Source organism: Deinococcus rubellus (assembly GCF_025244745.1).
Classification (GTDB): domain Bacteria; phylum Deinococcota; class Deinococci; order Deinococcales; family Deinococcaceae; genus Deinococcus; species Deinococcus rubellus.
In genome coordinates this window covers 1,613,899-1,635,471 of the sequence record NZ_CP104213.1, presented here as the reverse complement: position 1 = coordinate 1,635,471, position 21,573 = coordinate 1,613,899, and the positions used below count along the sequence as shown (strand labels likewise).

The 21,573-nt window shown below is 64.1% G+C and carries 21 protein-coding genes; 13 read left to right on the top strand and 8 right to left on the bottom strand.

Annotation, left to right across the window (positions count from 1 at the left end):
• Nucleotides 1-21 precede the first annotated feature (21 nt).
• Complete coding sequence (locus N0D28_RS08545; RefSeq protein ID WP_260559116.1) at nucleotides 22-1,053, bottom strand: 3'(2'),5'-bisphosphate nucleotidase CysQ family protein; 1,032 nt, start codon at nucleotides 1,051-1,053, stop codon at nucleotides 22-24.
• A gap of 188 nt (nucleotides 1,054-1,241) precedes the next feature.
• Between N0D28_RS08545 and aspS the strand changes: the two genes are divergently transcribed.
• Together aspS and N0D28_RS08535 are read left to right on the top strand one after the other, a co-directional pair.
• Nucleotides 1,242-2,582: an aspartate--tRNA(Asn) ligase gene (gene aspS / locus N0D28_RS08540; RefSeq protein WP_260559115.1), complete on the top strand. Its 1,341-nt coding sequence runs from the start codon at nucleotides 1,242-1,244 to the stop codon at nucleotides 2,580-2,582.
• 204 nt (nucleotides 2,583-2,786) lie between these two features.
• A complete protein-coding gene (locus N0D28_RS08535) occupies nucleotides 2,787-3,110 on the top strand; it encodes a hypothetical protein (protein ID WP_260559114.1) in 324 nt (107 codons plus the stop codon).
• A gap of 19 nt (nucleotides 3,111-3,129) precedes the next feature.
• On the opposite strand, the gene N0D28_RS08530 is transcribed toward N0D28_RS08535, so the two are convergent.
• Both N0D28_RS08530 and N0D28_RS08525 read right to left on the bottom strand, forming a co-directional pair.
• On the bottom strand, nucleotides 3,130-4,731 hold the full coding sequence (locus N0D28_RS08530; protein ID WP_260559113.1) for an aminotransferase class V-fold PLP-dependent enzyme: 1,602 nt from the start codon (nucleotides 4,729-4,731) through the stop codon (nucleotides 3,130-3,132).
• Between the two features lie 738 nt (nucleotides 4,732-5,469).
• Entirely contained in the window at nucleotides 5,470-6,102 is a 633-nt protein-coding gene (locus tag N0D28_RS08525) for a DoxX family protein (protein ID WP_260559112.1), read from the bottom strand.
• 131 nt (nucleotides 6,103-6,233) lie between these two features.
• Between N0D28_RS08525 and truB the strand changes: the two genes are divergently transcribed.
• Nucleotides 6,234-7,169, top strand: coding sequence for a tRNA pseudouridine(55) synthase TruB (gene truB, locus N0D28_RS08520; protein ID WP_260559111.1), 936 nt, complete (start codon nucleotides 6,234-6,236; stop codon nucleotides 7,167-7,169).
• Between the two features lie 307 nt (nucleotides 7,170-7,476).
• Here the strand turns inward: truB and N0D28_RS08515 are convergent, their stop codons facing one another.
• Nucleotides 7,477-8,247, bottom strand: a complete 771-nt coding sequence (locus tag N0D28_RS08515; protein WP_260559110.1) for an anti-sigma factor — start codon at nucleotides 8,245-8,247, stop codon at nucleotides 7,477-7,479.
• The gene (locus tag N0D28_RS08510) at nucleotides 8,237-8,818 is read right to left on the bottom strand and encodes an RNA polymerase sigma factor (RefSeq protein WP_260559109.1); all 582 of its coding nucleotides are present in this window, start codon (nucleotides 8,816-8,818) and stop codon (nucleotides 8,237-8,239) included. The genes N0D28_RS08515 and N0D28_RS08510 overlap by 11 nt, the downstream gene beginning before the upstream one ends.
• 707 nt (nucleotides 8,819-9,525) lie before the next feature.
• On the opposite strand from N0D28_RS08510, the gene N0D28_RS08505 reads away from it, so the two are divergent.
• Both N0D28_RS08505 and N0D28_RS08500 read left to right on the top strand, forming a co-directional pair.
• Nucleotides 9,526-9,930 (top strand): cell division FtsX domain-containing protein, encoded by a 405-nt coding sequence (locus tag N0D28_RS08505; RefSeq protein WP_260559108.1) that lies wholly within the window; start codon nucleotides 9,526-9,528, stop codon nucleotides 9,928-9,930.
• Nucleotides 9,927-10,169: a hypothetical protein gene (locus N0D28_RS08500; RefSeq protein WP_260559107.1), complete on the top strand. Its 243-nt coding sequence runs from the start codon at nucleotides 9,927-9,929 to the stop codon at nucleotides 10,167-10,169. Before N0D28_RS08505 ends, N0D28_RS08500 begins: the two co-directional genes overlap by 4 nt.
• On the opposite strand, the gene N0D28_RS08495 is transcribed toward N0D28_RS08500, so the two are convergent.
• Complete coding sequence (locus tag N0D28_RS08495) at nucleotides 10,166-10,792, bottom strand: pyroglutamyl-peptidase I family protein (RefSeq protein ID WP_260559106.1); 627 nt, start codon at nucleotides 10,790-10,792, stop codon at nucleotides 10,166-10,168. The genes N0D28_RS08500 and N0D28_RS08495 overlap by 4 nt on opposite strands.
• A gap of 66 nt (nucleotides 10,793-10,858) precedes the next feature.
• On the opposite strand from N0D28_RS08495, the gene N0D28_RS08490 reads away from it, so the two are divergent.
• The 4 genes from N0D28_RS08490 to N0D28_RS08475 all read left to right on the top strand — a co-directional run bounded on the left by N0D28_RS08490 (nucleotide 10,859) and on the right by N0D28_RS08475 (nucleotide 14,368).
• Nucleotides 10,859-11,689 (top strand): DNA-formamidopyrimidine glycosylase, encoded by an 831-nt coding sequence (locus N0D28_RS08490; RefSeq protein ID WP_260559105.1) that lies wholly within the window; start codon nucleotides 10,859-10,861, stop codon nucleotides 11,687-11,689.
• A gap of 9 nt (nucleotides 11,690-11,698) precedes the next feature.
• Nucleotides 11,699-12,352 (top strand): pyridoxamine 5'-phosphate oxidase, encoded by a 654-nt coding sequence (pdxH, locus tag N0D28_RS08485; protein ID WP_260559104.1) that lies wholly within the window; start codon nucleotides 11,699-11,701, stop codon nucleotides 12,350-12,352.
• Between the two features lie 59 nt (nucleotides 12,353-12,411).
• Entirely contained in the window at nucleotides 12,412-12,948 is a 537-nt protein-coding gene (locus tag N0D28_RS08480; RefSeq protein ID WP_260559103.1) for an NfeD family protein, read from the top strand.
• A gap of 127 nt (nucleotides 12,949-13,075) precedes the next feature.
• Entirely contained in the window at nucleotides 13,076-14,368 is a 1,293-nt protein-coding gene (locus N0D28_RS08475; RefSeq protein ID WP_260559102.1) for a flotillin family protein, read from the top strand.
• An 88-nt stretch (nucleotides 14,369-14,456) separates the two neighbouring features.
• Here N0D28_RS08475 and dinB read toward each other — a convergent pair whose 3' ends face one another.
• Entirely contained in the window at nucleotides 14,457-15,509 is a 1,053-nt protein-coding gene (dinB, locus tag N0D28_RS08470; protein WP_260559101.1) for a DNA polymerase IV, read from the bottom strand.
• 118 nt (nucleotides 15,510-15,627) lie between these two features.
• On the opposite strand from dinB, the gene N0D28_RS08465 reads away from it, so the two are divergent.
• From N0D28_RS08465 to N0D28_RS08450, 4 genes are all read left to right on the top strand, one after another.
• A protein-coding gene (locus tag N0D28_RS08465; protein WP_260559100.1) for an IS5 family transposase occupies nucleotides 15,628-16,487 on the top strand; the annotation gives its coding sequence in 2 pieces (ribosomal slippage) (nucleotides 15,628-15,985 and nucleotides 15,985-16,487; 861 coding nt in all).
• A gap of 171 nt (nucleotides 16,488-16,658) precedes the next feature.
• Complete coding sequence (locus N0D28_RS08460) at nucleotides 16,659-17,678, top strand: NADP-dependent oxidoreductase (RefSeq protein WP_260559099.1); 1,020 nt, start codon at nucleotides 16,659-16,661, stop codon at nucleotides 17,676-17,678.
• Nucleotides 17,679-17,801: 123 nt separating this feature from the next.
• Nucleotides 17,802-19,151, top strand: coding sequence for an IS66 family transposase (tnpC, locus tag N0D28_RS08455; RefSeq protein WP_260561822.1), 1,350 nt, complete (start codon nucleotides 17,802-17,804; stop codon nucleotides 19,149-19,151).
• A 1,282-nt stretch (nucleotides 19,152-20,433) separates the two neighbouring features.
• The gene (locus N0D28_RS08450) at nucleotides 20,434-20,745 is read left to right on the top strand and encodes a hypothetical protein (protein WP_260559098.1); all 312 of its coding nucleotides are present in this window, start codon (nucleotides 20,434-20,436) and stop codon (nucleotides 20,743-20,745) included.
• 119 nt (nucleotides 20,746-20,864) lie between these two features.
• Here N0D28_RS08450 and N0D28_RS08445 read toward each other — a convergent pair whose 3' ends face one another.
• Nucleotides 20,865-21,299 carry a hypothetical protein gene (locus tag N0D28_RS08445; RefSeq protein WP_260559097.1) on the bottom strand — a complete coding sequence of 145 codons (435 nt, stop codon included), beginning with the start codon at nucleotides 21,297-21,299 and terminating at the stop codon, nucleotides 20,865-20,867.
• Nucleotides 21,300-21,573 lie beyond the last annotated feature (274 nt).

The following is a 21,573-nucleotide window of genomic DNA, read 5'->3' as shown; positions in this document are numbered from 1 at the left end:
CAACGGTTGCGGACACCGGCGCTAAGCGCCTTGCAGCGGTCCATACGCCCGCGTCAGATCACGGGTCAGGACGCCGAGGTGCAGGGCGTCGCCTTCCGAGCGCCGCACCCGCAGATCGTCGTCCAGCAGTACCAGGGCCACCACCTTTCCTGCCGCGTGGCGGATGTGCAGGTGCTTTTCGCCGCGCAACTGGGCTTGGTCGGCACGGCCCAGCAACGCCCACGCCCCGTCGGTATCGGTGAGGCCGAGTTGCTGCTCCGGCACGGCCAGGCGGAACAGTTCGTCTTCCAACCAGGCCACCACGTCGGGTCGGCCCCCGATCAGGCCTTGCCGGATGGCGGGTTCGGGTGAGTTGAGGGGAATCCTGCCGCCGCCGCGCCGGGTCACGCTTCCGCCCGCCGCCTGAATGAGCGCCATACCCGCCGCGATGTCCCACTCGCTTCTGGGCGACATGGTAAACGTCGCGTCGGCCTCGCCCGCCGCAATCAGCGCCAGCTTGAGGGCGATGCTGCCCGACGGAAGCATCTGCGGCAGCGGGTAGCGGTGCAGTTCGCGCTTATGTTCGGTATCCGAGACGGCGATCAGGAATTCGGCGGGCAGGCGAGCGCTGAACCCGGCGCGCTCACCGTTCCTGGTTAGGCCCTCCCCCACCACACCGCTGTAAAGGGCCTGCCGGGCAGGTGCATTCACCACACCCAGCACCGCCTCGCCCTCCACCGCCAGGCCGATACTGACCGCAAAATCGGGGGTACCGTCCACGTACTCTGTGGTGCCGTCAATCGGGTCGATGATCCAGACCCGGCGTTTGCTGAGGCGCTCGGCGGTGTCGGTGAGTTCTTCGGACAGAATGCCGTCATCCGGAAAGGCCGCCCGCAGTCCGGCCACGATCAGTTCGGACGCCTCGGTATCGGCCACCGTCACTGGGTCGTCCTTGGAGGTCTTGTAGTCCACCTTGAATCCGGCGGCGCGGTGTCTGAGCAGGAGTTCTCCGGCCTGACGGGCGAGGGCCTCGGCGATCTGGCGTTCATGGGCGTAGGTCATCGTCTGCAGCATACCCACTCCCCTAGCTTTGCGGCTTGCTTGTGGCCGCCGCACGCCGCTACACTACGCCTCAATGTACGGCTCCCTGCGTTTTGCCGACAATCTGAATGACGATCCCCGCTAGGGGACGCCCGCGACCGTTGACCGCGCCCCCGACTTCCCCACGGAGTCGGGCTTTTTTTGCTTTACGAGGAGTCCAGATGACCACTTCAGAATCGGCCCAGCCCGCTGCCCCATCCACCAGACTTCCCCGCACCCTCACCCGCGACCTCGGCCAGCATGACGGCCAGCCGGTCCGCTTGCAGGGCTTCGTCCATGCCCGGCGCGACCTCGGCGGGGTGCAGTTCGTGGTGCTGCGCGACAAATCCGGCGTAGCCCAGTGCGTCGGCTCGGGGCTGCATCTGCCCCTGCCCGAGAGCAGCGTGGAGATTACCGGCACGGTCAAGGCCCACAAGAAAGCGCCTGGCGGCTTCGAGGTGCAGGTCGGGAGCATGAAGGTGCTGTCGGCGGCGACCCAGGCGTCTCCGCTGGAAATTCCCAAGATGGAGTGGAACGTCAATCCCGAGACCATGCTGGATTACCGCTACGTGTCGGTGCGCGGCCTGCGCGAACGGGCGGCGCTCAAGGTGCAGGGCGAGATCGTCTACGCCTTCCACACCTACCTGCGCGGCCAGGGTTTCACCGAGATCAGCACGCCCAAGATCGTCTCGGCGGGCGCGGAGGGCGGCGCGAACCTCTTCAAGCTCGACTACTTTGGTGAGCAGGCCTACCTGGCCCAGAGTCCGCAGCTCTACAAGCAGATCATGGTGGGCGTCTTCGAGCGCGTCTACGAGGTGGCCCCAGTCTACCGCGCCGAGGAACACGCCACCAGCCGCCACCTCAACGAGTACCTGTCGCTGGACGTGGAGATGGGCTTTATCGACGACGAGGAAGACGTGATGAACCTGGAAAACGGTTTCATGACGTTTGCGATGGAGCGCCTTCGCGAGAGCTGCGCCGCCGAGTTCGAGCTGCTGGGCGCGACCATTCCCGAGGTTCCCAGACATATTCCGCGCATCACGCTGCTGGAGGCCAGAAAGCTCGTCACCGAGAAGTTCGGGCATCAGGTGGGCGGCAAGGACCTCGACCCGGAAGCCGAGCGCTTGCTGTGCCAGCACTTCTCCGAAACCGAGAACAGCGACTTCGTGTTCGTCACCAAATATCCGCGCGCGGCCCGGCCCTTCTACACGCACGCTGACCACACCGAGGACGGCAGCCTCAACCCCGACCTGACACGCGGCTTCGACCTGCTGTTCCGGGGCATCGAGATCACCTCCGGCGGCCAGCGTATCCACGAATATCAGATGCTGATGAACTCGATCGACGCCTACAAGATGAACCGCGAGGCCATGAGCGGCTACTCGGAAGTCTTCAAGTACGGCATGCCCCCGCACGGCGGCTTCGCGATCGGGGCCGAGCGCCTCACCGCCAGACTGCTGGGCATCGCCAACGTTCGCTACGCCCGCGCCTTCCCGCGCGACCGCAACCGCCTGACACCCTGAAGGCGGGCGAGGGCGGCGCACTCGGAATTGTAAGAGAACATTAAGGCTGGGCTGCTTATTCTGGCCGCACTTTGCAAGGAGTGGGTGGTCGCCGGGCGCTTCATGACCCGCTCCCTGTCATGGACTGGCGTCTTTGAAGGAGCAGCTATGAAGCGGTATCTTCCTGCACTCACCTTGTTGGCATGCCTCGGTTTCTCGGCAGCTGTGGCAAGCACAAACACTGACCCCGATATTCTGGTCAACCCGGCAGACTCGCCGTGCAGCAAGATTCGTCTGCGCCTCTGGGAAGCAGACAAATGGATTCTGGACGTTTATCTGTCGCCGGACGGCAAGCACAAGTTCATGCTCGGCAAGGCGTTTCCGAAACTCATCAAAGGCGACGATTACCGGGCCGTCTCCGAGTGTCTGGACTTGAAGAAGGGCGGTTTCTCCAATTCCGGGGGCCTGAACTTCGTCTACGATGGCCGCACCCTGATCTTCAACTTCAACAGCAGCGGCTACGCCATCAGCCGGGGCGGCGTGCGCTGAGAACCTGAACCAGGTTAAATCAGTACCTGAAAAACACCAGTTCGCCGGGCACCTGGGACGGAATCACCCGCGCGGTGGGGGCGCTGAGGGCCTGGGCAAGTTCGCGCGCCTCGGCCAGATATGCCGCATAAGGCACCTCGCCCGCCTGACGCGCCGGGGCCGGAACATCAAACAGGCCGGGCAGCGGCTGATCTGCCGGGTGGGTCCAGGTGCCGGTGTGCCAGTCCACGTCGTAGAGCGGCACAAAGCGCTCGCCGTAATCGGCCACAAATTCCAGGGCGTCGAGCATGAAACCGAACTCGGCCTCGCTGGTCCAGGGCGCGAAGTTCAGCCGTGTCCAGCCGGGCTTGAGACCGTCAAACCCGCCCAGCACGCAGGACAGGTAGCGCTCGCTGGTCGCGTCGTCGATGTTCAGCAGCGCGTGACCGTAGGGACCGGCGCAGGCGCAGCCGCCACGCGACTGGATGCCGAACAGGTCGTTGAGCAGCCGCACTACGAAGCGGGGGTGCAGCACAGCCTCGCTGCCGCTGCGGATCAGAAACGACAGCACCGCCAGTCTCGGCTCGTCGAGGTTGCCCAGCAGGCGAATGTTGGGATGGCGGCGCAGCCCGGCAATGGCGCGGCCAATCAATTCGTGCTCACGCGCCTGAATGGCGTCGGTGCCCAGCCGTTCCTTGGCCTTGAACGCCAGGGCCGCCCGGATCTTGCCGAGAATGGCGGGCGTTCCGGCGTCCTCACGCGCTTCCACGTCGGCCACGAAGCGGTGGGTGGTGCGGCTGACGTAACTCACCGTGCCGCCGCCCGCCGTTGTAGGTGCGCCCGCCGGGTACAGGTGCGTCTGGAAGCACAGCAGGCCCGGCGTCCCGGGGCCGCCCGCGAATTTGTGCGGGCTGAGAAACACCGCGTCGTAGCCATCGGGGCGTCCGGGCCGCATGTCGATCGGCACGTAGGGCGCACAGGCGGCAAAGTCGAAGAACGCCAGGGCACCCTGGGCGTGCAGGAGCCGGGCCAGGGTACGGGTATCGGTCAGGTGACCAGTCACGTTGCTGGCGGCGCTGAACGACCCGATCTTGCGCCGGGCACGGTACTCCGGGGCCTTGAGCAGCACCCGCAAGGCTTCGAGATCAACGCCGCCCCTGGGACACAGCGGTACTTCCACGACCTCGGCCAGGCTCTCGCGCCAGGTGACCTCGTTGCTGTGGTGCTCGTAGGGCCCGACGAAGACCACTGGGCGCTCGGCGAGCGGGGTGGCCTGCCGCAGGCGCTCCAGCAGGGCCGAGGGCGCGGCCAGGCCCAGGATCTCCTGAAGGCGCTTGACCGCCGCCGTGCTGCCCGACCCACACCACAGCAGTGTGCAGCTTTTGTCTGCGCCGAGCTGGGTCTTGACATACTCGCAGGCGTCGTGGGCCAGACGGGACGTGATGGCCCCAGTGGCCGAGTCCTCGGTGTGGGTGTTGGCATAGAGCGGCAGGACCCGCTCGGCCAGGAAGGTTTCAGTGGAGCGCAGGGCACGCCCCGAGGCGACGTGATCGGCGTAGGTCACGCGGCGGTCACCGAAAGGCGTCTGAATCACCGCGTCCTGACCGATCAGGTCACTACGAAATTCCGCGAAGGGGTCCATCTCTGTAGTGTAGGCTTCCTGACTGGGGCGTCAAATGGGCGGGGCCGCAGGTCTGGTTGTGTCCACCCTTCAGTGGTCGGTCGTGAGGTCGTTCAGGGCGTCGTCACTCAGCAGCATTAAGAGCCTATCCGGAAAGTCCGGGCATTGAGAGCCGAAAGGCTGCCCACAACGTGATTTTTAGCTTTATCACTTCCGAATGAGCAGCGAAGTGCGAGTAAAGCGTCCCAGAGCGGCTTTCTAGACATTGTCTCGTTATTTTCCGGATAGGCTCTAAGGTCAGCAGCGTCCACAGCCGGGTCAGGCGCGGTCATTGCCAGGGATGCCGGGCCCGCCAGGCGCTTTGCAGCAAGGCGCAGCTCCCCCGGTGCCGAACCCACCGGCACGCAACCACTCGGCATGGCCCCACTCAAAACCGGGCCATCCAGAAGAGGCCCAGCCCCGCCGCCGCCAACCCAGCCGCCGTACCAGCAATAACAGAGCAGGCACGCCCCCGGTACAGAGCGCCGGAGTGGGCAGCTGGCGGCTGCCACCCAGCGTCACGGCGCGTTCCTTATGCAAGCGGCCACAGCGGCGCAACCGGGAGTGGCGTCACCAGGGTTGTGACATTTTCGACCTGACTGACCCTATCTTGCCATTTCTCGCATAATTTTTGAAGTGCCATCATCCCACAGGCAGAAGAGCGGGCGTCCAGCTGGAGAGCCTGAACGCCTGTAGAGGGTAAAAAGTTGACGGCGGGGTTTAGGGATCACGGTGAAAGCGGCGGCGAAAGCGCTGGTTCAGGGCTTGCAGGCGCTCGGCCACTGCCAGTGCCCCGGCGTCGTGGATGATGTGGCCGCCGCGCGAGGCCGCCCCAATCACCAGACCCGCCGACACCAGCACCAGATTCTTGATGATGTACTGCCCCTCCAGCGTCGGCACCAGCGGAAACACGTTGAATGTCTCGTGGCGGAAAAACAGCAGTGGCAAAAACGTCCCGGCCATCTGCGTCAGTAGCAGCAGCACGGTCAGGCGCAGAAAACGGCCCGAAAGCAGGCCCAGCCCGATGGCACATTCCCAGGTCGCCAGCAGCGGCAAGCTGACGGCGGGCGGCACCAGGCCAAAACTCAGCACCGTGATGGTGTGGGTGGCCAACTCCTGCGCCACGCTGACGCCGGGAAAAAACTTGAGCACCCCGAACCAGAAGAACACCACGCCCAGCGACAGCCGCAGCAATGTGATGCCGTGCAGCGCCCACCAACCGATCATCCGGTCTTCGATCAGCCTGAGTTTCCAGGCGAATTCATTGAGAGCCGCCGAACTCGGACGGCGATTTGATTCATCCGGCAAAAAGCTGGTGCTCAGGCTTCCTCTGGTGCGTTTGGCGCGGTTCATAATGACCTCCGGAGCTTCTTTTGATGAACGGCGGCTTCTTTTTTCTTCTCTTGCCTGTATGTACGCAGTCAGGCAATCTTTAGATGTGGCCGCTGATTTCGGGCGGCAGGCCGTGTGCTAGCCTGACCCGCATGCCGGTGTACGTCGTCGATAAACCGCTGAACCTGACTTCGCACGATGTGGTGGGCCGGGCGCGGCGACTGCTCCAGACCCGGCGGGTGGGCCACACGGGCACCCTCGATCCGCTCGCCAGCGGTGTGCTGGTGCTGTGCGTGGGCGATTCCACCAAGCTGGTGCAGTTCATGGAGCGCGACAGCAAGGACTACCTGGCTCTGATCAGCCTGGGGGCGGCCACCCCGACCCTCGACGCTGAGGGGCCGATTCTGGAGCGCGCCCCGGTACCGGACTTCAGCGCCGGGCAGGTGCGCTCGGTTCTCTCGGCCTTCGTCGGCCCGCAGGAGCAGGTGCCGCCGCAGTACAGTGCCCTACAAGTCGGCGGCGTGCGTGCCTACGCGGTGGCCCGCGCCGGAGGGCAACTCGATTTACCGGCCCGCCACATCACCATTCACGAACTGACGTTGCTCGGCCAGTATGCCGACCTCAGCGCCGCGCCGCGCACCTTCGCGCCTGGCCCGGACGGACGCTGGGCCGGGAGCGACACTGGCCTGAATGTCAGTCTGCCGCCCGCGCTGGGCGATTTTCCCACGCTGCTCGTCTGGGCGCGGGTGGGCAGCGGCACCTACCTGCGTTCGCTGGCCCGCGATGTGGGCGCGGCGCTGGGCGTTCCGGCGCACCTGGCCGGGCTGATCCGCACCCGCGCGGGCCGCTTCGAGCTGTCGCAGGCGACCACGCTCGACCTGATCGGCGAGGCGGCGGGCCTGCCCGATCTGAGCGCCCTGCCGCTGCCGATCATCGATGCTGCACCCGAACTGGCCCTGCATCTGCGCCAGGGCAAACGCCCCGCCGACCCCCGCCAGGGCCGCTTCGCCGTGCTGCTCGGCGGCCAACTGGTCGCGGTGGTTGACGGCGACGGCGAGCGCCTGACCGTGGTGCGGGCCTGGGCCTAGCACCCTGAGCGCGACGGTGGTGGCGGCCATTGAGTACAGCGTTTGGCGCTTTCCACGCAAGGCATAACAACTGACCGAATGCTGTTTCTTCACTGGCGCTGGAGCGGTCACACGGGAAAAGAGTCCAGGGGCACCCGGCCGGCCTGGACTTTGCAATGGGTTTTGACGTTTGGACCCTGGCCTGAGTGCAGCCTTCAAGAAACGACGGTACGACCATACCTACGCCGAACTGCTCCCAGCGCCCTTTCCACGTCCTGTGTATCACTAACTGGACGCTGCTCTGAAACGGCTTTTACAGTGCCTGCATTTACAACGTCTGGGCCAGAATGGGCGTGGTCGTCGGCTGCGGGCTGCCACTGGGCGGCTCCACGCTGACAGCCAGCGTCACCGGCCCACTCAGCGGCGCGCTCAGAAAGCTGCGGCCCTTGAAGACGCCCAGCGATGCGGGGGCCTTGCCGACCACCTGCCAGGCCTGGTACGCCCTGCCCTGCGGCGCGGCGGCGACCAGCAGCACGAAGGCGCGGCCATCTTTGAGGCGCACCGCCGTGCCCAGCGGCTGGCCTTCCTTGGTCGTCAGCGCCGTGCTGACCGCGCCCGGCTGGGTCTGATAATCGGCCAGTTGCCGCTCCGGAGTGGTATTCAGACGCGGCAGGATCAGCACGGCGGCCACGGCGGCGGCCAGCGCAGCGGCGGCCAGCCAGCCGAGATACGGCGAACGGGACGGCGCGGCCAGCGGTAGATTTGCCGGGGCTGGCGCGGCAGGCTGAGTCTGGATGGACTGATTCTGATCCGGCTGGATCTGTGCGACTTGGATCTGTGCAGCTTCGATCTGAGCGGGCTGCGCCTGTGCCTGGTCAGCCCGCACCCGCTGAAGCAGACGCTCGGCGCTGCCCGCAGGCACGGGGGCTGGATCGGCCAGGGCAGCCAGGGTGTCTTGCAGGGCGCGCAGCTCAGCTTGCCAGGCCGGTTCAGAGGTCAGGCGGCGCTCGACGCTGGCTGCTTCTACGCCGTCCAGCAAGCCGAAGGCGTAGAGACTGAGCTGATCTTGCCACTCGGTTGATTCGGATTCATTCGGCATCGTGCTGACCTCCTTTAGAGGAAGTGTTGGTGCGGAGCGTGTCGGGGGCCGGGGCCACCGATGTTTCCAGGTGAACGCGCATCTGGGCGAGTGCCCGGCGCAGGTAGGTTTTGATACTGCCCAGCGGTATGCCGGTGCGCTCGTTGAGTTCACTGTGCGAGAACCCCTGATAAAACGCCAGCACCACCAGGGTCTTTTCCGGTTCGCCGAGAATATCCACCGCCCGCTGGGCGATCACCTGCTCGATGCGGTCCGGCGCGCTGGTCGGCGCGTCCCACTCTTCGAGGTCCAGACCCGTCTCGGGGCGGTCCCGCAGCGCCTGAAGCATGCGGTTGTGGGCAATCGTGACCAGCCAGGTTTTGACGCTGGCCCGGCCCGGATCGAACCGGGCGGCAGCTTTCCAGGCATTGAAGAAAGCGTCCTGAACGCAGGTCTCCACGTCGTCTTGCTGCCGCAGCATCCGGCGGCCCAGGCCGTACAGATAAGGTGCGTAGCGCCCGTAAAGCGTACTCAGGGCAGCTTCGTCGCCTCCGGCCATCCGGCCCATCAGGACTTCATCAGTATCTTCCACTCGCCATTAAGCTATCACTTCGCCTCCTTTGAGAACGCGGCCCATGAGCTTGTCCACCGGTGCCGGGCGCGGCTGAGGTTGATGCACTTGGGGCTGGCCCGCTTGAGGTCGATCTCCTTGAGATTGACGCGCTTGAGATTGAAAGTCCACCGGATCGGGAGCCTCGATTTCTGCGGGCGGCGACCCCGACGAATCAGCCGGTCCGCGCGGCCTGAGCCGCCACAGCCGCACCATCAAGACCACACCGCCCAGACCCACACCACAGAGTCCACCGATTGCTGCTGTCAACCACAACTCCTGAGCCATAACCAATTCGTCCTTTGCTTCGGCGGCGACGGGTGCGCCGGGGCGGCGGTCAACTCAGGGTCCGGACTGAAGAAATTTCAGCCGGAAGAACAATCAGGCGAGGCCACCCCGAAGAGTCGACCCCGCCCGCTGCCGAGTGCCCAAGGGGGTGGGCGACTCAATAGGTTTTAAGCGTGTCAGACCGATTTGGATGTGGAACCGCAAAGAGGAAATCAGGGTAGGTGGGGAAGTACGTTGCGGGCCACCGAAGGAGAACGGGGAACAGCGAATCTCTGTTTTTAGATGAAATTAAATTTTGTTTGAGGTCGAGCCAAAGTAGGGCAACGAGATTGCCGCTAGACACGAAACCCACCGGGGCATCCGTCTGTCTGCGGGCCTGCCCTGGCCGCTACACTGAACGGATGAAGACCGCCGCGCCCCGTCTGCTCGCTTCCCTGGTGGCGGGCCTGTCCAGCGCCCTGATCATGTACGGCATTTTCCTGTCGGATGGTCGGCCTTTCCCCTACCACAACAGGGTGCCCGACGTGGAACTGGCTTACCGAATGATTCCGCTGGAGCTGTTGATTGGAGCACTGGTGGGGGGACTGGTGTCCTGGCTGTTCGGGCGGCGGCAGGCCAGCGCGCCCCGCAGCGACGTGCAGGAGCGGATGCTTTACCGCTTCGCCTACCGCCAGGGCGGGGTATTCACCCTGCCGGAACTCGAAACCCAGTCGCCGCTGAGCGCCGAGCAGGCCCGGCAGGTGGTCGAGCGCCTGCTTACAGCGGGGCGTCTCAAGCAAGAAGGCGAAACCTACCACCTGAGATGAACCGCGCCCCGGACGCCCTGTTCGACCTGGCCGTCAACCGGGCCGCCAACACCCTGCGCAGCCTGCCCGCTGCCGGGCGCGGGGCGGCCCTCGGCGAGTGGCACGCCCGCACCCGCTTTGCCCGCCGGGTGGCGCTCAGCGAGGTGGTGCGCTGCCTGGAGACGCGGCCCCCCGGCGAATGGCACTGGTCCGGCGGGCCAGAGGGCAAGTGGCAAGTGGGCAAGGCTGCGTTTCCCTAGAGCGAAGTCAGGCCAGCTGCCAGCGCGTCCAGCGCCAGCCCGATGCCCCGGTTGATCTCGCTTTGTGGCAGGTAGGGTAGCAGGGGCCTGCCGGGCGGCTGGAATAAGGCCAGCGTCTCGTCAGCGGGTACGTGAAGAAAGCCGCAGGGCACGCCGGGGCCGAGCTGATGGCGGGCCAGGTACATGGCCTGATTGCACAGGTACAGGCCCGCCGTGTCACTGACATAACCGGGCACGCCCGCTTCCCGCCAGGCGCTCAGAATGGCCCGCAGCGGCAGCGTGCTGAGGTAGGCGTCGGGGCCGCCAGAGCAGAGTTCGCGGTCCTGAAACGACGCGCCCGCGTTGTCGGGAATGCGGAAATCGAGGACGTTCAGGGCCACCCGCTCCAAGCTGAGCTGCACCCGGCCCGCCGCCAGCCCGGTCAGCAGCACGGCGTGGGGCTGAACACGTTTCAGAACCTGCGCCAGCACTTCCGGCATGCTGGCGGCATTGACCGGCAACGCCTGGGTGAAGACTTGCGCGCCTGCGATCTGCTGGTTCCCAAAAGCTGAGAGCGCTGTCAGGGTCGGGTTGCTGGGGTGGTCACCGAAGGCCTCGAAGCCGGTCAGCAGAATGCGGTTCATGCCGTGAGTCTAGCCGCACCGTCTGGCAGCACGGTTAAAGTCGCCGCCCAGCGTTAGCCTGAAGCCATGCCCGAACTGCCCGAAGTCGAGACCACCCGCCGCAAGATCGAGCCGCTCCTGGTGGGCCGCATCCTAACGCGCATCGAACACGACGCGCCGCACAAGTACACCGACACCCACAAAGCCGAGGGCCGCACCGTGACCGGCATCGGGCGGCGCGGCAAGTACCTGCTACTACAACTCGCCGCCCACGAGGCCGCCACCGCTGGCGAGCACAGCGAGGACCTAGAACTGCTCGTTCACCTGGGCATGACCGGCGGCTTCCGGCTGGAAGCGGGGCCGCACACCCGCGTCACGCTGCATACCGACCAGGGTGCAATTTATTTCAACGACGCCCGGCGCTTCGGCAAGGTGGCGGTGGTCCGCAGAGGCGAGTACGCCGCCTTCCCTACCCTGCACAACATGGGGCCGGAGCCACTCTCGGAGGAGTTCAGCGAGGCCGAGTTCGTGAAGGCGGCGGCCAGCGCGGGGGCCGTCAAGCCCTGGCTGCTGTCGCAGAAGCCGGTGTCGGGCGTGGGCAACATCTACGCCGATGAGAGCTTGTGGACAAGCCAGGTGCACCCGGCCCAGACCCGGCTCAAGCCTGCCGAGGCGCGGCGTCTCTACACGGCCATCCGTGAGGTGATGACGGCAGCGGTGGCGGCGGGCGGCAGTACTCTGGGTGACGGCACCTACCGCCAGCACGACGGCGAGGCGGGGGCATTCCAGGTGCAACACCACGCCTACGCCAGAGCAGGAGAGCCGTGCGAGCGCTGCGGCACGCCGATAGCGAAGACCGTGCTGGCCCAGCGAGGAACGCATTTTTGCCCCAGGTGTCAGACCCTCAAGCCGCGCTAACTTGAGCACATGAGCGATTCACCCGACCTCACCGCCCTGCGCGTTTCGTATACCCAGGGCGAACTCCGCCGCGCCGACCTCGCTGCCGATCCGCTGGCACAGTTTCAGGGCTGGTTCGGGTCCGCCCAGCACAGCCAGGTGCGCGAACCCTACGCGCTAAGCCTGGCCACTGCCGACGCTGCCGGGCGGCCCAGCGTCCGCACGGTGCTGCTGCGCGGCGCGGACGAGCGCGGCCTGACCTTCTACACCAATTACGGGTCTCACAAGGGCCATGATCTGGCCACCAACCCGCAGGCCGAGCTGCTGTTCTTCTGGCCCGATCTGGAGCGGCAGGTGCGCGTTTACGGCTCCGCCGAGAAAGTCAGCCTGGAGGAATCGGACACCTACTTTCACAAGCGCCCCCGCGAGTCGCAGCTCGCTGCCCACGCCAGCGACCCGCAGAGCGCCCCAGTTGAGAGCCGGGCGGCGCTGGAGGCCAGGCTCAGCGCTTTGGAGGCGCAGTATCCGGAGGGCAGCGAGGTGCCCAGACCCGACTTCTGGGGCGGTTACCGAATCGCGCCGCAGGAATGGGAATTCTGGCAGGGACGAGCGAACCGGATGCACGACCGCTTCGTGTACCGCCGGGCTGGGGAGGGCTGGACGGTCGAGCGGCTGATGCCCTGAGTGCGCCGCGCCCGCAACTTCTGGCCCGCTGAACCCGTACCTGCTTTCAGGAGGCGTCAATGCTCATGCTGTACTTGTTTTGCTTCATCGTGGGCGGCGGCCTACTGGCCTTTTCGGTGATAGGCGGCCACGACCACGACCCCAGTGGCTCGGACGTGGGCACAGGTCACCCGGACCACGTGATGGAGGCCCAGGATGGCTGGGCCAGCTACTTCTCGCTGCGGGCGATGGTGAGTTTCGCAGCTTTCTTCGGGCTGGGCGGGCTGGCAGCGCGCGGCCTGGGCCTCGGCGGGCTGGCGCAACTGGGGTTTGCGCTGATCTGCGGACTGCTGGTCGGCGCGTTCGCAGCGGTGGCCCTGCGGCTGGCGCGCACGCGAGGCGAAACCGCGACCCAGGCCCTGACCCTCACGGGCCGCACCGGCAAGGTGACGGTGGCTCCGGTGGGTGGGCAGCCCGGCAAGGTCGAATTGATCGTGGCAGGCCAGACCGAGCAGCTCCTGGCCCGCAGCGCCGACACCCTGCACCCCGGCGACCAGATCATCGTGATCGGGGTCGAGGGCGGCCTGCTGGACGTGCGGGTCTGGGAGGGCAACTGATGCCGCCAGTCCTGACCGGCAGGGCTGAGCCTGTTTTCTCTTTGCTCAGCACAACCCTGCATTCGCTCATCTTCCCTGCCCCGACGTTCCCTCGCCCCGCTCACCTTTCCTTTCTCCGAGGCCCCTCATGACCGGAACCATTGTGCTCGCCCTGATCGTCCTCTTCGGTATTTTCATCGTGCTGATGATGATCCGCTCTCTGCTGATCATCGTGCCCCCCAACAAGGTGGTGGTCATCTCGGGCCGCTCGCGCACCACCGCTGAGGGCGACTCGGTAGGCTACCGGGTCATTCGCGGCGGGCGGGCCTTTCGCGTGCCGCTGCTCGAAAAAGTCGCCTGGATGGACCTCACGACCATTCCGCTCGATCTGCGCGTCGAGAACGCCTACTCCAAGGGCGGCATTCCGCTGACCATCCACGCCGTCGCCAACGTCAAGATCAACGCCCACGAGCCGCAGCTCTCCAACGCCATCGAGCGGTTTCTCGACACTGACCGCAAGCAGCTCACCAACATCGTGCGCGACACCCTGGAGGGCAACCTGCGCGGCGTGGTCGCCACCCTGACTCCCGAGGAGATCAACCAGGACCGCCTCCGCTTCGCCGAGGAACTCATCGGCGAGGCCGACCACGACCTGGGCAACCTGGGCATCAAGCTCGACACCCTGAAGATTCAGAATGTCTCGGACGCCTCGGGCTACCTCGACAGCATTGGCCGCCGCCAGACCGCCGACGTGCTCAAGGAAGCCCGCGTGGCCGAGGCCGAGCGCGACGCCGAAGCGACCCAGGCCGAGGCCCAGGCACGCCAGCGTGCCCAGGTGGCTCAGGCCATCAGCTCCCAAGCGGTGCTGGAGCAGCAGAACATGCTCAGAATCCGCACTGCCGAACTCGGCGCGGTGGCCGCCTCCAAGGAAAACGAGGCCAAAGTCACCGCCGAGCGCGCCCGCGTGGTGGCCGAGCAGCAGCTCGAGCAGGAGCGCGTCATTCTGAACGCCAAGCGCTACGAGGCCGACGTGGTGGCCCCCGCCCGCGCCCAGCGCGAGGCCAAACTCCTGGAAGCCCAGGCCGCCGCCGCGCCGATCATCGAGGAGGGCCGTGCCAAGGCCGAGGCCGTGCGGCTGATGACCGAGGCGTTCCGGCAGGCAGGCAGCGAGGGCGAGCGGGCATACATCCTCAACATGCTGCCCGGCATCGTCTCCGAGTTTGCCGATGCGGTGCGCGGCATGCAGATCGACAAGATCACGGTGCTCGATTCGGGATCAGGCCAGGCCACCCGGAACGCCATCGGCACCCTGCCCGGCAACATCGTCTCGCTGATCGAGCAGGTCGAGAACGCCACCGGAGTCAACCTGCTCAGCGCCCTGACGATGCGCGGCTCGGGTGTGACTGCGCCGGCTGTGCCGGTCAGCTCAGCCAACGACTGACAGGGGAGCGGGTAGGCGGGGGCGAAGACTGAAGCGGGTCTTCGCCCCCGCCATTTTTACTGCGGCAACACCGAAACTCCAGCCGCCCTCACTGCGGAAACAGCGGCGGCTGCGCTCCCGACGCGGGTGGGGCGAGCTGATTTTGAACGCTCAGGCCCAGCAGCCGCACCGGACGGCCCGAGAGCAGTTCCGGGGTCAGCAGTTCTCGCGCCAGTCTGAGCAGCCGTGCCGGATCGGTCAGCGGTACGGGACTGGTGAGTCGGCGGGTCAGCAGGGTCCGGTCCGCGAACTTGACTTTCAGCACCAGACTGCGCCCCCGGTAGTCGGCACGCGTCAGGCGCGGGATCAGCAGTTCGATCAGCCCCGGCAAGGCCGCCTGCACCTCGGCGAAGCGCGTCAGGTCGTCCTCGAAGGTGCGCTCCACGCCGACACTCTTGCGCTCACGGTCCGGATCGACGGGACGCTCATCTATTCCGTGGCTGATCCGGTGAAAGTGTGCGCCCTGCGCGCCGAACCAGCGGGTCAAGTCCGCGAGCGACTGACGCTTGAGGTCGGCTCCGGTAAAGAGCTGGTGGTCGTGCATCCGGCCCCGCGTGGCCGGGCCGACGCCGTGAAACCCTTCCACAGGCAGGGCGGCAATCAGTGCCTCGGCGTCCTCGGGGCGAATGACGGTCAGGCCGTCGGGCTTGTGCATGTCGGAAGCGAGCTTGGCCAGAAACTTGTTGAAGCTGACCCCGGCGGAGGCGGTAAGACCAGCCTCGCGCCGGATGTCAACCTTGATCGCCTGAGCGATGCGGGTGCCGGAAGGGTGGTGGCTCACATCCAGATACGCTTCATCCAGCGAGAGCGGCTCGACCAGATCGGTATACCGGAAGAACACGGCCCGGATGACGTCCGAGACTTGCTTATACACGTCCATCCGGGGCGCAGCGAGCAGGAGATGCGGGCATTTTTGCAGGGCCAGACTGGTGGGCATGGCGCTGCGGACACCGTAAGCGCGGGCCTCGTAGCTGGCAGTCAGGACCACGCCGCGCTTACTCTGGTGCGCCACCGCGACGGCCTGACCGCGCAGGCTGGGCTGGTCACGCACCTCGACGCTGGCGTAAAAGGCGTCCATGTCGATGTGAACGATCCGCCGCACACCGCCATGATGGCGCTTTGCTCGGGTCGTATAGGTGATGGGCGCGGCGCTGGCATGGTATGGGAGGCAGCTGAGTGCCCTAGGGTCTGTCTGGCTAAGTTTGATAGAGTCGTCTGTCATGGGCAGAACAGATCTCACGCCGGAACAATGGGCAAAACTGGAGCCTGAATGGCCAGGTAACCCCCGGCACGGACATGCCTACAAGCCGCATCTGCCGGTCATCAATGGCATTCTCTGGCGGCTGAAGACGGGAGCACCGTGGCGGGACATCCCAGAACGGTATGGCCCCTGGGAAACGTGTTGGGATCGCTTCACCCGCTGGTCACGCGATGGCACCTGGAAACGCGTCCTCGTGGCCCTCCAGGTCAAGGAAGATGCTCAGGGAAAGATTGATTGGGACGGCGCGTCCCTGGATAGCACCAGTTGTAAAGCCCACCGCGCTGCGGTGGGCGCACGAAAACAGCCAGCTAAGCTGGAAAAAAGGGGGCACTCAACGATGAGTGGCTCGGCATCAGCCGTGGAGGACGAAACAGCAAGATCCACGTGCTGACCGAGGGAAAACGCCGCCCGTTGGCCGTGCTGGTGTCGGAGGGTCAGGCCAGCGACCCGACCTACCTGCTTCCCCTCCTTGACGAGGTCTGCATCCGGCGGCCCGGTCCGGGCCGCCCTCGGAAGCGTCCGCCGATGGTGCGCGTAGATCGTGCGTACGGTGCACGGAAGTACCGTCAGCAACTGCGGAGCCGCAAGATCGTCTGTGTTTGTCCTGAACGCAAGGATGCCAAGAAAGCGCGGTTGAAGAAGGGCAGTCGTGGAGGTCGGCCCCCGAAATTCGACGCTGAAGCCGACAAGGGCCGCCAGGTGGTGGAATGCAACATCAATCGGCTCAAGGATTTTAGAGCACTCGCCACCCGCTACGAAAAACGTGGACATCAGTTTTTAGCCGTTGTACACGTTGCGTGCATTGTCCTCTGGCTCTGAAAACTCAGCCAGACAGACCCTAGTCCAGCAGGGAAGCCATTTGGCAGCTGAACATCAAATCGCCGACGGTTTTTCGAGATAAAGTTCACCATGTACAACCGACCACCGCAGGCGTTTTAAATCGAATGATGCATCACAGTTCCCCGACCCGTTAAACGGCCCAATACCGGCATGACTTCTGCTCAGCGCACGATTTCCCGCGAGATTCAACTGGCCGCCCGTCCCCAGGGCGAACCCAAGAACAGTGATTTTGCCCTGGTGGAGCGCGAACTCGGCCAGCCGGGCGCAGGCGAGGTGCTGGTTCGCAACCTCTACCTGACCGTCGATCCCTACATGCGAGGACGCATGAACGACGTCAAATCGTACACCCCGCCCTTCGCGCTGAACGAAACCATGACCGGTGGCGCGGTGGGCGAGGTGGTGGCCTCGGGCGCAGATGGGCTCAGCGTGGGCGATCTGGTGCTACATGACCGGGGCTGGCGCACCCACGCGCTGATGCCTGCGCAGGCGGCGCGCAAGCTGGACATCCAGCCTGGCGTCTCGCCCAGCGCCTACCTGGGCATTCTGGGCATGCCCGGCCTGACCGCCTACGCTGGACTGCTGGAGGTCGCCGCCTTCAAGCCGGGCGACGTGGTGTTCGTGTCAGGCGCGGCAGGGGCGGTGGGCAGCGCGGTGGGCCAGATCGCCCGTCTCAAGGGGGCTGGGCGGGTCATCGGCAGCGCCGGATCGTCAGAAAAGGTGGCCCACCTGACCGGCGTCCTGGGCTTTGACGCCGCTTTCAATTACAAAGATGCTCCAGTACTCCAGCAACTCCGCAAGGCCGCGCCGGACGGCATAGACGTGTACTTCGACAACGTGGGCGGCGACCATCTGGAAGCGGCCTTGAGCGTCTTCAATCCCTTCGGGCGTGCGGCGCTCTGCGGGGCCATCAGCCAGTACAACGCGGCCCAGCCGCCCAGCGGCCCGCGCAACCTGGCGCTGGCTGTCGGCAAGCAACTGACGCTGAAAGGCTTTATCGTCAGCAGTTACAGCCACCTGTTCGCGGCGTTCGTGCAGGAGGTCAGCGGCTGGATCGCGTCCGGCGAATTGCACCACGATGAGACGGTCATTGAGGGCATCGAGAACACACCGGGAGCCTTCATGGGTCTGCTGAATGGTCAGAACACCGGCAAGATGGTTGTCCGGCTGTAGAGCGGCCAGCAGCAGGACAAGCAAAGCGAAACCGTAACTACTCAGCGAGGTAGCTCAGTCTCCTTGCTACAGTTGGACATCTGCGAAGTTCCCTGTCCCAACTGTGAGCGCCTTGAGGCCCGGATTCGTGAACTCGAAGCGCAGGTGGCTCAGTTGCTCGGACGGCTCCGGGACCTCGAGGCCCGGTTGGCACAGGACAGCACGACGTCCAGTCAACCACCGAGCAAAGACAAGCCGTGGGTACCCAAGAGTGAGCGCCAGAAGACCGGCCGGTCGTCTGGCGCTCAACGTGGTCATGTCGGTAAGACCCTCAAGATGGCGGAGCACGTGGATGAGGTCGTCTCCTTACCGTTGACCGGATATTGCGCCTGTGGACACGCGTGGGAGAGCGTCAGTGCCCAAGGGCACGTAGCACGGCAGGTCATGGACCTGCCAGAGCTGCGTTTGCAGGTGACCGAGTACCGCGCGGACGTCAAGGTCTGCCCAGGGTGTCGGCACCGCCAGCACGCATCCTTCCCTGACGACGTTCCCGGCCGGGTTCAGTACGGGTCTCGGGTTCATGGGCTGGCGGTCTCCCTGAATGCGGCACACTTCATACCGCTGGAACGCACCACGGAGATCCTCGAAGCGTTGTGTGGAGCGCATCCCAGTGAAGGCACCATTGTCCTGAACCTCCAATTGGCTGCTGACCGCCTCATCGACTTCGAGACACAGCTCAAAGCCGCGCTGCTCAATCAACCCGTCCTGCACGCCGATGAGACCGGCAGCAAGGTCAACGGCAAGCTGCAGTGGATGCATGTCGTGAGCTGCGCGCAGCTCACCCTGGATGGCCAGCATTCCCAGCGGGGCTTCGCCGCGCTGGAAGCCATGAATGTCCTGCCGCAGTTCAAGGGCATCCTGATGCACGACGCCTGGAGCACGTCTTTCAAGCTCTCCGCGAAACACGCACTCTGCGGGGCACACCTGCTGCGCGAACTGCGTGGCCTCGCCGAGCATCACGCTCAAGTATGGGCGGGAGAGCTGCGAGACGCGCTGCGCCTGGTGTACCACCAGCAGAAGGATGGGACGATCACTCCCGACCTCGTGATCGCCTTCGAACAGCAGTTCGATGCCCTGCTGGACGCTGGACTGAAGGCCAATCCTCCAGCACCTCCGGTCCCTGGGAGACGAGGCCGAACGAAACAGACACCAGGCCGCAACCTGGCCCTGAGGTGCCAGCAGCACCGCGAGGCGGTGCTGCGCTTCCTCCACGACGAAGGTGTGCCTTTTGACAACAATCAGGCCGAACGGGACATCAGGCCGTGGTGCGTTAAACGCAAGGTCTCTGGGGGCTTCCGATCCAAGGAGGGCGGCCAGCACTTCGCCCGTATCCGGAGTGACATCTCGACGCTCCACAAGCAGGGATTGAATGTCTGGCATGGCCTCGTCAGCGTGTTTCGCAGTGAAATCATTATGCCTAGTTTTTGCTGCTGAGTAGTTACGCGAAACCTTCTGGGCAATGAAAAAGCCGCCCGGTGGCGTTGTCACAGTGGATGGGATTGGTCAGTCCAGGCGTCAGGACAAGATGATTTTGCGAGGGCCGCGAAGCGCCAGGTGCAGCAGACCGAGCCTCAGCCCTGACCCGGCTATGACCTGCGCGACCACGAAAACCAGCCGGAAGTTGAGGAATGCCATGGGCCATTGTCGGATGTAAATTCTTACACAACCGTCACGCCCCGCATGACACTCGTTCCTCCCTGAGCTTGCGCCGGGGCGTGCGGGTGGAAGGCGAAGAAAGAGGGCATTCAGCTGATGCAGATCGCCCAGGACTTCCCCGGCGAAACAGAAGCAGAACTGCTGGAAGCACGTTAAGGAGATTTCCCCACCTTCGACGATATCCTGGAAGAACCCAGCTAGACATCAGGCAAAGTCCGATCAAAGCCGCGTCCGTGAATCTGCACTGGGCGCTGCTGGCTACCCACATATCTACGCCAATCCGCTCTTTGAACGCTGGTCAATAGCTGCAGCCTCTGGCCTGCCATTCTGAAAGAACCGGGCCTGAAGGTTGTAATCGTGCCAGAATCAAAAAGTTAGGCATAGGAGAAACGATGAGTAGACCGATCAGATGGGGAATCAGTCGTCTACTACTCGTATTACTGGGCCTAGCCTGCCTGATCAAAGCAATGGTGGAATGGCGTTTAAGCAGTACAAATCACGACTTGATGGGCCATAGTCTCATTAGTGGACTGATGGGCACGTCTTTGATCGGCGGAAGTATTTCACAGCGCAAGCCATTTACGATCGTGCATGTCTGCTGGGCAGTATTTGTATTTGTTGAAGTCTTTGTGAAGAGATTACTTGTCTTCTAGTACAGGCTAGGCAGGTAGAGCGTCATCCACCCCAAGACTTATACAGCCCCCGCTCCTGTCTGTGGATAACTGATCTCCCCTGTGCAAAACCGCCTGCATATTGACCACATCACTGAAAACGCCCGCTACAACGCAAAAACGCCACTCGTTAAAGCGGCGTTTTTGCTGTACTGGCTGGTGGAGGCACACGGATTCGAACCGTGGACATCCTGCTTGCAAATTACCGCCCCGCTTGTGGCGCGATGTATTTGCTGGGAGCCGCACGTTACATTTTTGCCGTCTGGGACAGCATTACGCATGAGGTAAGAAGCTCGGCGGTAGGCGCTGGAAGGCGGAAGGTGCCGGACCTTTTACGCACGAATTACGCACGCCCACCCCTTTAATGCCCAGGCTGCTGCCATTACGCCATGTCCAGAAATGTGCTTATTCGTTTCGTTCCACCTGCACCCATCAAGGTCAAGACTGGCAAGGAGACGACGCACACCCGCAAATGGGACGGCGAGAAGCTGGCCGCGTTTCTGCAAGAGGGTCTGGAGATCTGGGCGGGCGACAAGTACCCCGACTTCGAGATGCGGGTGGCGGTGTCGCGTCAGGCTGAGATCCGGTTCGAGAACTGGAAACCGGAGAAGAAGGAAGCAGAGGAGCTGCGCGCGGAGATCGGTGAAGAGATCAGTCAGGTGATGGAAGGCATCAAGCCGGAAGACTACCTGAGCGAATAAGATTGTCCAAAGGGTTATCCACAGGCCTGCTTCTTGCCTGTGGATTATTTTTGCCCCTCAGCTTAGCCCCAGTTCATCGGTCGGGATATTTTCGGTCGGGACATTTGAGTTTCTTGCCGTCAGTCAATCCAGCCAAATTCTCGGTGCGCTTCTTCGATCTCTGCCCGATTGGGCTCCGTACCGAATGTATGCCGTAGCCCTTCGTAGTAATCATCAGGGGTACTTGACGGCCATTCTCCCGCCTTGGCATTCTGCACCATCAAATCATGAAGGCCTTTGTGGGCAGCTGCACTGATTGTCCGGCCATCGTTGTCCACGTAGATGATGCCTTCCATATGCTTGCGCCAGAACACGGCCAAGGTTGCATGGGAGTCACTGCGGCGTAGGTCCTCTTGGATTTCGTGATCTGCGCTTATCCAGAGCACTTCGCGTCCTGCGCGCCAACATCTGACCATCAGGGAATCGAGCTTGACCTGCTGGAGCGGGGTCGGTAGTTCAAGCTGCTGAGTAACCTTGACGGTTGCCCGAGGCGGACGATTCTTCTTTTCGCTCATAGCATAATTGTATGGGTAAAAGTTGCCATTGAACAAAAGCGAAGAATGCCCCCGCTCCCGGCATCGGCCAGGAGTGGGGGCTTTTTTGAGACTCAGGGGTCTCCTGCGAATTATACAAGAGCGAGAATCAAGGCTGTCAAAAAGCAAATGCGGGCGCTTGCGGACTTGTGGCGTCTAGCGCGGCCCGCCCGTGACATTCGGTGGAACTGGGTGGGCAGTGGGGAGCTGAGAGCAAGCCCCGAGGATGAGCAAGCCGGTCAGAGCCAGCAGCGCG